The sequence below is a fragment of the Apibacter muscae genome (assembly GCF_007845635.1).
Lineage (GTDB): Bacteria > Bacteroidota > Bacteroidia > Flavobacteriales > Weeksellaceae > Apibacter > Apibacter muscae.
In genome coordinates, this window is sequence record NZ_SELG01000004.1 from 1 (window position 1) to 11,492 (window position 11,492).

Consider the following 11,492-nt stretch of genomic DNA (forward strand, 5'->3'; position numbering starts at 1 on the left):
GATTCTTGTTTGATTCCCAGCATTTCTCTTAGTCTTTTTATGTTTCTTCCCTGATGTACTTTTTTAGGAGCTATATCCGTATTCATAAACAATAGATTTTAGCAAAAATAATAAAAAATACAAATAAAGCAGAGAGATATTTTATAGGTCTTTATATATAAGATATTATTTTATGTAATATAGTTCTCTTTATAGTAAAATAAAGTATTGAAAAAAGATGAAAGTATATTGAAAGATTTAAAAGACTACTTCAATTATCCATATGATATATATAATTATTTTTATTCTATTTTATAAATATTATAATTTTAGTAAGGAAAGACGTAATAACTATTAATATCTATTAATGAAAAAATATGACTGAAAATCTAATTCTAAATTCCATTTTCAGATAGAATTAAATATTATCAGAAATAGTGAGATAAAATAAGTATATTTGTTATTAGGAAAAACATTTATTATAAGTGAGAATTTTAATAGATACTAATATCCTAATTAATTTGGAAGGTCATAAAATTGTAAAGGATAATTTCTCACAATTTTACAGAATTGCCATTACTAACAATTGTAAAGTATTATATCATCCTAGAGCTATTCCGTTTGATTTAGATAGAGATTCTAATCTTGAAAGAAAGGAAATTACAATTTCAAAACTAAAAAAGTATGAACCTTTAGAAGATTTTGCATATCCTACTGAAAAATTTAAATCTTTATTTATAGTTAAAAAGGTTAATGATGAAATAGATATATTACAGCTCTTTCAATTATTTAAAGAATATGTTGACTATTTTATAACAGAAGACAGAGGGATTCATAATAATGCAAAAAAGATTGGATTACAATCTAAAGTCCTTTATGTATCAGAGATACAGGAATTACTAGAAGAATTATTTACCATAAAAATTCCTTCTCATCCTATTTTAAAAGAACATAGTTTAAGAGAAATAGAAGATAAATTTAATTCCCCATTTTTCGATAGCTTAAAAGAGGATTATGGGAAAGAAGCTTTTAGTAATTGGTTAATGAAGTGTATTAAGAAAAATAGGAAATGTTATTCTTTAATCGTTAAAGATGAATTACAAGCATTATTAATATATAATTTAGAAAAAATTGAACAACATCAATTAAAAGATATATATTCAGATGTACTAAAAATTTGTACATTTAAAGTTTCGGATACAGTATTTGGAATTAAATTAGGCGAATTATTCTTAAATAAAATGTTTGAATATTGTATTAATCAAAAAATTCAATATTTATATCTAACTGTTTATGAAAAACAAACCCACTTAATAAAGCTATTAAATAGATTTGGATTTTATAAAAATATCTTTATAAATAAACAAGGATTATCAGAAGTTCAAATGATAAAATGTTTAAATAAAAATTTAGTCTCAAAAAAATATAATTGTATTAATCTCCATCCGTTTTATTATGATAATTCTACTATATCTAAATATGTAATACCGATAAAGCCAAAATACTATAGTAAATTATTTAAAGATGGAAGTTTAAGACACCCTACATTATTTGATTTTTCTCAAGATAGCATTAATGAAATTCAAGGAAATACAATAGTTAAAGCTTATATATCGAATTCTAGAATCATAACACCTAAACAAGGAGATATTTTATTATTTTATGCCTCTAATACGGATAAAGCAATTGAACCTGTAGGAATCTTAGAATCAATAGAAATTGTTGATAATTTTGATAAATTATGGAAATTGGTAAGTAAAAAGACAGTATTTTCGCAAGAGGAATTAATATTTAAATTGCAAGATAAAGGTAAATTAAATGTTATTACGTTTCGTTTAATTACTTATTTAAATAAAAAAATTAGATTATCTAAAATAAAAAAATTAAATAGTTTTAAAAATAAAATACAAACAATTACTAAAATATCTGAAAGTGATTACTTAGAGCTAAGAAATGAAGAATACTTTGACAAACGTTATATTATCAATTAAGCCTACTTATGCAAATGCTATATTAAGTGGTTTAAAAAAGGTAGAGTTTAGAAAAAAAATATTTAAAAAACCTGTAGATAAAATTTTCATATATTCTTCTTCTCCACAAAAAATGATTATAGGATATTTTACATTTTCAGAAATAATGGAAGATACTCCTAAAAATATTTGGGATAAATTTAATAAAGTTGGAGGTATTGGTAAAAAAGATTTTTTTGAATACTTTAAGGGCGTTGAAAAAGGATATTCGATTATAATTAATAGTTACGAAAAGTTTAAAATAGAAATAGATCCCATAGAATTCATAGAGGAGTTTTCTGCTCCACAATCATATATATATTTAGATGACAAATCATCACTAGAAATTGCTTTAACTAAATTAAAAAAGATTAAATAAAATTCCAATACAAATGATAAGCCATATTAAAATCTTTTAATTAGATTATTTACTATTTATTAGGTTACACAGTAAACTAGATAGTTACTAAATCAAAAATTTAATTTAATTGTTTAATTCCAAGCATTTATCTTAGTCTTTTTATGTTTCTTCCCTGATGTACTTTTTTTTAGGAGCTGTATCTGTATTCATAAACAATAGATTTTAGCAAAAATAATAAAAAATACAAATAATGCAGATAGATATTTTACAGGTCTTTATCCATAAGATAAGGTCTTTTTCTATGGTATATGGTTAATTTTTTAATTCTCTTTGTAAAAAAAAGATATGAAAAGAAAAGAGATTGATTTATTAGAAAACTCAAAGGATTATTTTACCTCTTTATCTAAGATGAATATAGAGAGTTATAAGGAGTTAGGTTTTACTTTACAGTCTATTATAAGGATTTGTCAAAGTGCTATTCTTGCTAAGGAGAAGAATGTACACCTATATACTGATTTGGATATTTATAATCTTCTTAGCCTTATGAAAAAACTTATTCCTGATTCAGAATTGGAGTTTTTGGATGAGGTTCATAGTTTGAATGATTAATAATTACTACTTACTACACTAATAGCATTGGAGTTTTCTATTTCCAGTTCTTTTTCTTGTGCTTCTTTGGCTAGTAATATGGATCTTTTATTAAATATAGCACTCATAAAAGGCTGGGCAATTCCTAAAATTGTAATACTTCCATTACCAAAACTTTTAAGTGAGTTTACTTTATTTAATCCCATTTTCATTTGTTCTTCTCTAATGGCTTTGTCATAACTTTTTTCGGTATGCATTCCTGTTGTTGTTCCATTTTTATTTTTAAATATATTTTGTGCTTTTTCTCCGTATTTCCCTTCTTTTATATCGGCTAATACTTTTGAAGATTTCTCGTTTGTAAAAGTACCTGTTCTTTTTGCTTCAGCTACAGATTTTTCAAATTCTGCAATGGCTTCTTTACTGGCTCCATGCGCTTTTATATTAGCTATGATTTCATTAGAGTTTTTTATTATGGTTTGGGTGTCATCTATGGGATTAGCTGAAGCCATTATATAATCCATATAGGTTTTATTTTCTTCTTTTTTCTGTCCAATGGCTTCCTCTATTTCTTTATATCTTTGATCTCTGTAAACGTCTGCATAGGCATCTCCTGCCCATTCTGCGCTAGGAGGAATAATATAATTTCCAATAATCAAGGAAATACCTAGAGCCGAAATATTTCCTGCTAATAATAATTTAGCCATACCAAAGCCACCTAAACCGCTGACTATTACTCCTATTCCTACGTCCCATTTATTATTTCTGGCAATGGATTCGGATACTTTGTACGCTACATTAATGCTCAAAAAGGGTAATAAAACCCCTCCTTCTCCACATTGCAAAACCGAACGGCTTAAAAGGGCATTGTGTTTATTGTAATATACGCTAGGATGGTACAACTTCCATTGACTGGAAATATGCCCCAAAGCTCCTGAGCATTTGGGTGCTGTGAGGGCACTATATAAAGCATAACCTACAGCTGTTATAGCTAATGCTCCTCCTACAATCCATCCAGCATATGGAACAACAGACACGGCACCAGCAGCACTTAATAAACCTGATACTACAGGTGTTGCAAGTGGAGCAACAGCAATCCCTGCACCAGCCCCAAAAGCCCCTCCAGATAAGCCTTTGTTCCAAGCAGATTTACATGTAAAATCTTTATCTAATTTTTTATCTGCAGTAGTTAAAAGAGCAAACTCTTTTTGGTAAAAAACAGAAACTTTTCTTCTATCAGGATCAGCCAATAATTTTCTGTGTCCGCTTCCTAATTGGTTGGTGCAAACAACATAGGTTTTTCTTTCAGGTAAATGAGAAGACATATTTAGCTAAGATTTAGATATGAATTTAAAACTTTTCATTTTTGTAGTTTCTAATTTAATATTAAGCACGAAATTTTTTTCTAATAAAAAAGGATTCAATTCTTTTATTAAAAAAAGACTAAATATGTTGACTTCTTTTTTAAAATTAAAAATAAATCCAATGCAAAAATGATATTTTTTTTTATCATTAAAAGTAATTTCAATTCCAGATAAGAAAGGGGTTATAGTACTGGAAAATGAATTTATATTAGATAATTCTACTATTTTATCCAATTTATTGTTTTTATATATTTCTATATATGAATTTTTGAAATCAAAATGATATCTACTACTAATTATATATTGGGAGATAATTAATATAATAATAGAGGAAATAAATACAGTAGTACCAAATACTTTTATATTTATTAAAATAGTAGGATTTTTAATGTCTTCATAGTGAAAAAAGTTTTGAATAGGTATTGATACTACTATTGTTAAAACTATCCAAATAAGCATTGTTAAAATAATTTTAGGTATAGTTGTAGCTCTAAACGTATAATTATTAAATTCTTCCATATTTATTTATTTTATACCAGTTAGTACAAACCACATAGTTTTTTTTCTGGTAAATGAGAGAACATATCATTTCTTTTTAATTAAAGTGTATATTGTAATTCCTTTTTGTTCTTGTATTATTTCCGTAAAATTATTTTTTAATAAATATGGATAAAGAATTGTATTAAAATAATTTTGTATCATGATAAAATCCTTTTTTTTTGTTAATAATACCCCCATAAACATGAATAGTTTTATATTATTACAATTAAATAATAAATAACCATTATTTTGTTTAGAGCTAAAAAAAAACACTATCTTATGTACTTGATTTAATTCTATAGAGTGAAAAATTTTATTATTTCTGTAAATCGTTATTTCATTATCCTTTATATTAATCCAATATTTATTACCTAATATGTAGTTTGCAGTTATAGCTAATAAAAAATAGGTTAAGATCATAGGTATTCCAATTACTTTCATATTGCTAAATACATTATATACTTTTACATCGTAAAATATAAATTTATCCATTAATAGGTAAATAGTAATAAAGACAGGGAATATAAGAATGAAAATTAAAATTGCATGATTTCTTGTTAAAGCTCTAAACGTATAATTACTAAATTCTTCCATATTTTTTTATTTTATACCAGTTAGTACAAACTACATGTTTTTTTAGGTAAATGAGAAGACATATTAATTCTTATTAGTTAGAATATATGTTATTAATTCTTTTTTTTGTTTTTTTTCTTTAGAAAATTCTTTCTTTTCTAAAGAAGAAAAGAATATGTTAGAAAATTCTTGAAATATGGGGAAATTATTTTTTTTTGTGAAAAAGAAGCCAGTAATAATATATAATTTATTATTATGACTTTCGATATGAATAGAACCACCTTTAAATTTTGAATTTATAGTACAAATAATTTTTTTTATTTGATATAATTCTATAAGATAAAAATATTTATTATTTCTGTAGATTGTAATTTTATTATCATTAGTTTCTAGTAAGTATTTATCAGCTATTATATAATTCGAAGTAATAGTTATTAATAAATAGGTTAAAATCATAGGTATTCCAATTACCTTCATATTGGTGAATACATTGTATACTTTTATATCATAGAATATAAATATATCCATCAATAAGTAAATAGAAATAAATATAGGAAGTATAAGAATAAAGATTAAAATAGCACCTTTTCTTGTTATCGCTTTAAAAGTATAATTATTAAATTCTTCCAATTTTTCCATATTTTTAAGGAGTATAATTTTTTAATTGGTTCAAACTAAATGTGCAAACATTTTGTATATTATCGGCTATGGTTTCTTTTAAATGAACGGAAGCCTTTTCTAATAGCTTAGTTTCTTTATTCCAATCTAAGGTACAGCTAAAAAATAATTTATATTCTGTAAATGAATATTTAATTACAGGTTTCAATACTTCATCATATTTTTGTTTTAACTTCTGTACTAAGGAATCTGTAAGATGTACATCTGCTATTTTTTTAAACGTTATGAATTTGTTATCCTCACTTACTTTATTATATTTAAATTCTAAAGGGATTATTACAGGTGCTAATAAGGATGAGGCATATTGAAACTCTTCTTTTTCTAATTCTTCTATAGGTTGATATAGATGTTGGTCAAAACAAAGGAAATTGAACAGGTTTCTTTGGTATTCTTTTACTTTAGGGGAATTAAATTCTATATCTCCTGCTTTATTTATATTGTGTATTGCTTCTGTGTTATCTTGTAGGGACTCTATAAAAGGTAAGTTTTTTAATTCTTTTTCTTTAAAAGTTTTCCATTGATTAGAAATTTCTTTAGCATTTAGTATTTGCTCTATCTTGCCTTTTTCAGAGAGTTTAAAAATTGCTTTGTTTTTAATAAATTCTGTGGACTTAATTAATTCAAAGGAATCGCTAAGTAAGGGGGGAATTACTTCGTATAAAAATTCTTCTAGCTTTATTTTTGCATATCCTTCCTCTAAATTTTGTTCTAATAAATATTGTGTTTTTTGATTGGTATAAGTAGTTAAAGTTTCTAATACTCGGGTTTCATTAATCTGTTCACATCGGTATCTTGCCTTGGAATTAAAGGCAATAGAGGGAATTGGAATATCTGAAATAAAATCAGTTTGTAAACGTATAGGTTCAAGGGGTTGAACAGGAATTCTTATTCTTTGTCCATAAGAAGCATATTCAGCCCCCCATACTCCTCCTCCAAAGGTTCGCATATTAGGATTACAGGCTTTTATTTCTTTGGGAGTAGTATTAAATTTATTAGCAATTGAAGATAGTTTTTCTTCTCGTTCTATTATATAGTTTTCATATTCCATAGATAAATAGATAATTAATAAAAAACAAAAATAAGATAATTTTTTACTTTATTTTATTTATCTAAAGCTTCATTTACATGTTAAATTAAGAGAGTTGAGTATTCACACTTTCCTCCAGTAAAAAATTCAATTCCACAGGGGTTTTATAACCTGTTAAACACTCCCCCGTTTCAGGATTTACCCAATCATTCACCTTTAAATCAAAATTCCAGTTTTCAAATTCATAAGTTAGTTTGGATTTTGGTTGAGGTCTTGGTTGTTTTGGAAGATTAAACCCGAACCTTTCAAAAATTCTTTTTCCTTTCATGGCTGTAAAAATTGCATCCAATGCTTGAATATAAATCATGGGAGCAAGATTGGAATTTTGTTTTTGGGTTTTCTTTTTTATATCGGGTTCGGTAAAGATCTTACTTCCGTATTTAATTACTTCTATTAGATCTCTTTCTAAGTTTTCTACTTTTCTTATAAACTGAGCTTTGGGACTTACTACTATTTTTTGGGGTTGATTTTTAAACTTCCAGATCTGTAACCATTCTTGTTTTAAGATTTCTGCTATTTTATGATTGGCGGTTATAATATGAAAATGGGGATTGTAGGTTTTTCTCTGAGGGTTAAAATTACATTCCAAAGACTTAATCCCTATCAGTTGAATCGCTTTTCCTCTTTGATATCTCTTCTTATACCTGTTTAAAATCAAAGAAAAAGCCCGATACATTCCGTTAATCCATTTGTTTAAAGAGTTTATTTTTACTGCTTTTACTGTTAATGTTAAAAAATGGGGTTCTTTCCATGTTTTTAGGGTGGGATAATACCGATGAATAATATCCGCCTTACGAATAGCAGAACAAACCGTACAAAAACGATTTTTACAATATTTCCCGTAAATCCTGTTTTTAGAACTAATAATTTTACTCTGACAATAATAGGTATTCCAATAACTTTTTTGTCTTTGGCTATCTTCTTTGGTTTTACAAACGTCGATCAGGTTTAACATCATTTTTTGGGTAATGAGTTTTCTTTTGGCTCTTCCCTTTAAGCTTTTTATGTCGCTTTGGTCTGTGCCTTCTCCTTCGAGTAAGATTAGGGAATGGGTATTTAGGGGTTTTGTTTTTAGTGTTTGTGGTGATTTCATTGGGATGAAGTTGTTTTTTCTGTCTTTTTTTCTTTTTTCTTGTCCCGTTTTATGCTAATGTATTGAGTGGGTTTCTGCAAAAAACTCAGATTCCTGCAAAAACAAAAAATCCTAAGGGTTAGGATTTTTGTCGGATGCTTGTAATTGTTTTCTTTGTTTTCTTTTGTTGGTAGGGATACCTTGTTTTTGATTGAGACAATGGTTAATGTCTTGTGGTTTGTATAGGATGCGGTGTCCTATTTTGTAGGCGGTGAGTAAGCCTGTTTGGGTATAGTTGTCCAGAGTACCTAAGGATATATGGAGTTTTTCAGCGGTTTGTTTTCGGGTGTAATACTTTTCGGGGGAGGGCTGGGTTGCTGTGTTTAATGGTTGCTGTTTTAAGGCGGTTTGTACGGCTTCTTTTATGAGGATTTGTAGTTCTTCTTGGGTGAGGGAGATGAATATTTGTGGGTGTACCATTTTTTTTATTTTTTTTATGGTACAAAGGAAGTTTAGGGAATGGTTAGGGATTCCCTAATTCGTCTTAGGTAAGTAGGTCTTTGGCTTTACAACCTATTTTGATTAGTTTTTGTTCTACTTTGTTTACGGTGTTTGGGTTGTGTAGGGCGCTTTTGTTTTGCTGTGCGTTTTTATTGATGATGGGATTGATATAGGATTGAACGGTTGTGGCTTTGATTCCTGTTACGGCGCTGAGGTATTCTGCGAGTAAATTGGTGGAATGGTTAAAGGGTTCTTGGTTTCTTAGGTATTCTAATACTCCTAGTTTATGAAGGAAGATTATTTTTTCTACGTTATTGGTGTCTGAGTAGTCGGTGGGTTCTTTTTGTTGTGATGGGGGCAATGGGTTTTGTCGGGCTTCTTGTTGAAAGTCTTTGTCTGATTGGATGAGGTCTTGCAATAGGGTAAGTAGGTCTTTTGTCCATAAGTCTTGAAAGCCTTCCTCTTGGTTGATTTGGGTGAGTATGTCTAATAAGCGTTTGATGTATAATTTTTTTGCTGGGAAGAAATCGGATCGGAAAAGTTGAAGGAGTTTGTTTTCAAATAGGGTATTTATTTGTTGGTAAACAGAGGTATCTCCTATGGCTATTTCATAGTTGATTATAAATTGATGGATTATTTGGTCTATTATTTTTTTGGGTTGGGGTTTGTCTTTTATATGCTCGGTATTGCAGAGATAGATTAAGTATTTTAAAAGGGTGTGTGAATATTTGTATTCTATGGATGAAAAGTAATTTTCATTAAAATTACTTTTTACTATTAGGTTGAGGAAATATAGTATGCTTTTTATTTCTGTTTCGTTTACGTGTTGTTGGTTATATATTAAGTTTACGATTTTATCTAGACATTGTTTTCTAAATTCTTCTTCTGTGTATTTGCCTGAATTGGGGGGTAGTCTACGATATTCTATGTATTTATTGCATAATTCTTTTATAAAATAGTTCGTTTTTTCTTCTTCTGTTTGATTTATCAGGGGATATATTTTTTGGGCTTCTTTTGTTTTTAGTTTTAATCGGTAAGTATGTATGCGTACTTCATGTATGTACTCAGCTATGATGCTATAGAGTAATTTATAGAGGCTTTCTTCGTCTTCTTTTTCTATTAATTCTTGTATATATATGGGGATGTTTGGGGGCATGCTATAGATATAATATTTTCTTTCTTCCATATGTTTTAGGGGTATTTTGTTTTTATATTTAATTCGTTTTTTATTTGTGGGCTGTTTTTATTGGTATTATTTTAGTCTCGTTCTTTTTGTCTCTTTTTTTACTTGCTTCTTCTATTCTTCTTGCTAAGAGATCTGCATTTTGTTTGTCATTGAGCTTTACATAGTTTCGAATGGTTTTTATGTTACCGTGCCCTGTAGCGAGCATCAGAGTGTCTAATTCTACTCCTTTGGCATGGTTTAGGGTTACGAATGTTCTTCGGGCGGTATGGGTGCTTACTTGTTCGTATCGGGGCGTTTGTATTTTAATTCGTTTACCTGCCTGGGTTTTGGTGGTTTCATAGGTTTGTTGCAGGGTATTACAAAGTTTGCCTATTTCTTTTAGGTAAAGGTTAAAGTTTACTTCTGAAATGGGTTTGGGTAGTTCATAATTGTATTTTTCAAATATGTTTTTTACGGGGGGAAATAGTGGAAGGGTCAGGGGTTTTTGTGTTTTTTGTTGGCGAATCAAAATGTATTTATCGTCTTCCAGATTGTTTTTATTGAGTCGTATAAAGTCGGAAAACCTCAGCCCTGTATAGCATCCGATTAAAAAGCGGTCTCTTACTTGTTCGAGTCGGGGGCTTCGGGAGAGGTCTAAATTTTCAAGTTCTGCTAATTCTTTTTCGGATAGGGCTATTTTTTCGCTTATTTCGTCTTGGGGGATAAAGCTGTTTTTGCCTTTGGATTTGAGTTGGGGATGGAGTTTATGACCGTGGTTTTCTATATATAATAATATGGTTTTTAAAAATTTTAGGTGTCGGTGTATGGTGCTTTGTGCATAGCCTTTGGTCTCTTGTAAGTATTGTATATATTGGTTTCTGAATTGTAAGTCTATGTTTTCTACGATTAGGGTCGTTTTTGTATAAGACTGAAAATCCAATAGGGTATTTTTTACCTGCTGGTATTTTTCATGGGTTTTAGTGGAGGGGTATTCTATTTTTTTGTTTTGGATATATTCATCGAAATAATCAAAGAAGGTTTTAGTTTTGGTTTTGGTAAATTGGGGGATTTTTTCAAAGTATTCTTTTTCAAAGATTTCTTTAAGTTCTACTGGTAAGGGTTTGCGCTGGTAATTTTCTATAAATTTATCAAACTGGGTAAAGATAAGGGTTTCCATTTGTTGCAATTGGTTGTTAATGCTATGGCTGTTGGTTATTTTAACGGTGTTTTTTACTCGGTGCTTGTCTTTGTCCCAGTATAGGGGTTCTATGGTTTGTTTGGTATAAATTTTTATTCGTTGGTTGTCGTAACGAAATAAAAGTATTATGGAGGTTCTTTCTTTGGATAAGGGGGACTTTAATACAAAGGTTACACTTGCCATATCAGAAGATTTAATTGGGGTTATAACAAATATAATAAAATAATCCCCTTAGGGGACGCCTAAGGGGACTATTTTTTTACTTTTACTTACTTCTAATTGGTTTTACTTAAGTCTTCCTTTTATCTAATCTGTTGATTTTTAGCAACTTTAATGATAATTAAACTTAAGTAAAAACCAGCATAGTGGAGCTGGAGGGA

The 11,492-nt window shown here is 28.5% G+C and carries 12 protein-coding genes and 1 pseudogene; 3 read left to right on the top strand and 10 right to left on the bottom strand.

Annotated elements, in window-relative coordinates; genetic code table 11:
* Nucleotides 1-86 (bottom strand): annotated as a pseudogene (locus ETU08_RS11985) (XRE family transcriptional regulator); the annotation flags it as partial.
* Nucleotides 87-464: 378 nt separating this feature from the next.
* Here ETU08_RS11985 and ETU08_RS00335 point away from each other — a divergent pair.
* The 3 genes from ETU08_RS00335 to ETU08_RS00345 all read left to right on the top strand — a co-directional run bounded on the left by ETU08_RS00335 (nucleotide 465) and on the right by ETU08_RS00345 (nucleotide 2,958).
* Nucleotides 465-1,970 (top strand): PIN domain-containing protein, encoded by a 1,506-nt coding sequence (locus ETU08_RS00335; RefSeq protein ID WP_146261035.1) that lies wholly within the window; start codon nucleotides 465-467, stop codon nucleotides 1,968-1,970.
* Nucleotides 1,933-2,367 carry an ASCH domain-containing protein gene (locus ETU08_RS00340; RefSeq protein ID WP_146261036.1) on the top strand — a complete coding sequence of 145 codons (435 nt, stop codon included), beginning with the start codon at nucleotides 1,933-1,935 and terminating at the stop codon, nucleotides 2,365-2,367. Before ETU08_RS00335 ends, ETU08_RS00340 begins: the two co-directional genes overlap by 38 nt.
* Nucleotides 2,368-2,694: 327 nt before the next feature.
* Entirely contained in the window at nucleotides 2,695-2,958 is a 264-nt protein-coding gene (locus tag ETU08_RS00345) for a hypothetical protein (protein ID WP_146261037.1), read from the top strand.
* Here the strand turns inward: ETU08_RS00345 and ETU08_RS00350 are convergent.
* From ETU08_RS00350 to ETU08_RS00390, 9 genes are all read right to left on the bottom strand, one after another.
* Nucleotides 2,955-4,259 (bottom strand): hypothetical protein, encoded by a 1,305-nt coding sequence (locus ETU08_RS00350; RefSeq protein ID WP_146261038.1) that lies wholly within the window; start codon nucleotides 4,257-4,259, stop codon nucleotides 2,955-2,957. The genes ETU08_RS00345 and ETU08_RS00350 overlap by 4 nt on opposite strands.
* A 6-nt stretch (nucleotides 4,260-4,265) precedes the next feature.
* Complete coding sequence (locus ETU08_RS00355; RefSeq protein ID WP_146261039.1) at nucleotides 4,266-4,817, bottom strand: hypothetical protein; 552 nt, start codon at nucleotides 4,815-4,817, stop codon at nucleotides 4,266-4,268.
* A 66-nt stretch (nucleotides 4,818-4,883) separates the two neighbouring features.
* Nucleotides 4,884-5,432 carry a hypothetical protein gene (locus ETU08_RS00360; RefSeq protein WP_146261040.1) on the bottom strand — a complete coding sequence of 183 codons (549 nt, stop codon included), beginning with the start codon at nucleotides 5,430-5,432 and terminating at the stop codon, nucleotides 4,884-4,886.
* Nucleotides 5,433-5,495: 63 nt separating this feature from the next.
* Entirely contained in the window at nucleotides 5,496-6,050 is a 555-nt protein-coding gene (locus tag ETU08_RS00365) for a hypothetical protein (protein ID WP_146261041.1), read from the bottom strand.
* A gap of 4 nt (nucleotides 6,051-6,054) precedes the next feature.
* Nucleotides 6,055-7,137, bottom strand: coding sequence for a LysM peptidoglycan-binding domain-containing protein (locus ETU08_RS00370; RefSeq protein ID WP_146261042.1), 1,083 nt, complete (start codon nucleotides 7,135-7,137; stop codon nucleotides 6,055-6,057).
* 85 nt (nucleotides 7,138-7,222) lie between these two features.
* The gene (locus tag ETU08_RS00375) at nucleotides 7,223-8,269 is read right to left on the bottom strand and encodes a protein rep (protein ID WP_146261043.1); all 1,047 of its coding nucleotides are present in this window, start codon (nucleotides 8,267-8,269) and stop codon (nucleotides 7,223-7,225) included.
* A 111-nt stretch (nucleotides 8,270-8,380) separates the two neighbouring features.
* Nucleotides 8,381-8,728: a helix-turn-helix domain-containing protein gene (locus ETU08_RS00380; protein WP_146261044.1), complete on the bottom strand. Its 348-nt coding sequence runs from the start codon at nucleotides 8,726-8,728 to the stop codon at nucleotides 8,381-8,383.
* 64 nt (nucleotides 8,729-8,792) lie between these two features.
* The gene (locus ETU08_RS00385) at nucleotides 8,793-9,935 is read right to left on the bottom strand and encodes a hypothetical protein (RefSeq protein WP_146261045.1); all 1,143 of its coding nucleotides are present in this window, start codon (nucleotides 9,933-9,935) and stop codon (nucleotides 8,793-8,795) included.
* A 40-nt stretch (nucleotides 9,936-9,975) separates the two neighbouring features.
* Nucleotides 9,976-11,295, bottom strand: a complete 1,320-nt coding sequence (locus tag ETU08_RS00390; protein WP_146261046.1) for a site-specific integrase — start codon at nucleotides 11,293-11,295, stop codon at nucleotides 9,976-9,978.
* Nucleotides 11,296-11,492 lie beyond the last annotated feature (197 nt).

Coding starts and splice junctions, on each gene's coding strand:
- ETU08_RS00340 (WP_146261036.1), top strand. CDS start 1,933: ATGAAGAATACTTTGACAAACGTTATATTATCAATTAAGCCTACTTAT.
- ETU08_RS00370 (WP_146261042.1), bottom strand. CDS start 7,137: ATGGAATATGAAAACTATATAATAGAACGAGAAGAAAAACTATCTTCA.
- ETU08_RS00385 (WP_146261045.1), bottom strand. CDS start 9,935: ATGGAAGAAAGAAAATATTATATCTATAGCATGCCCCCAAACATCCCC.
- ETU08_RS00375 (WP_146261043.1), bottom strand. CDS start 8,269: ATGAAATCACCACAAACACTAAAAACAAAACCCCTAAATACCCATTCC.
- ETU08_RS00390 (WP_146261046.1), bottom strand. CDS start 11,295: ATGGCAAGTGTAACCTTTGTATTAAAGTCCCCCTTATCCAAAGAAAGA.
- ETU08_RS00360 (WP_146261040.1), bottom strand. CDS start 5,432: ATGGAAGAATTTAGTAATTATACGTTTAGAGCTTTAACAAGAAATCAT.
- ETU08_RS00365 (WP_146261041.1), bottom strand. CDS start 6,050: ATGGAAAAATTGGAAGAATTTAATAATTATACTTTTAAAGCGATAACA.
- ETU08_RS00350 (WP_146261038.1), bottom strand. CDS start 4,259: ATGTCTTCTCATTTACCTGAAAGAAAAACCTATGTTGTTTGCACCAAC.
- ETU08_RS00355 (WP_146261039.1), bottom strand. CDS start 4,817: ATGGAAGAATTTAATAATTATACGTTTAGAGCTACAACTATACCTAAA.
- ETU08_RS00345 (WP_146261037.1), top strand. CDS start 2,695: ATGAAAAGAAAAGAGATTGATTTATTAGAAAACTCAAAGGATTATTTT.
- ETU08_RS00380 (WP_146261044.1), bottom strand. CDS start 8,728: ATGGTACACCCACAAATATTCATCTCCCTCACCCAAGAAGAACTACAA.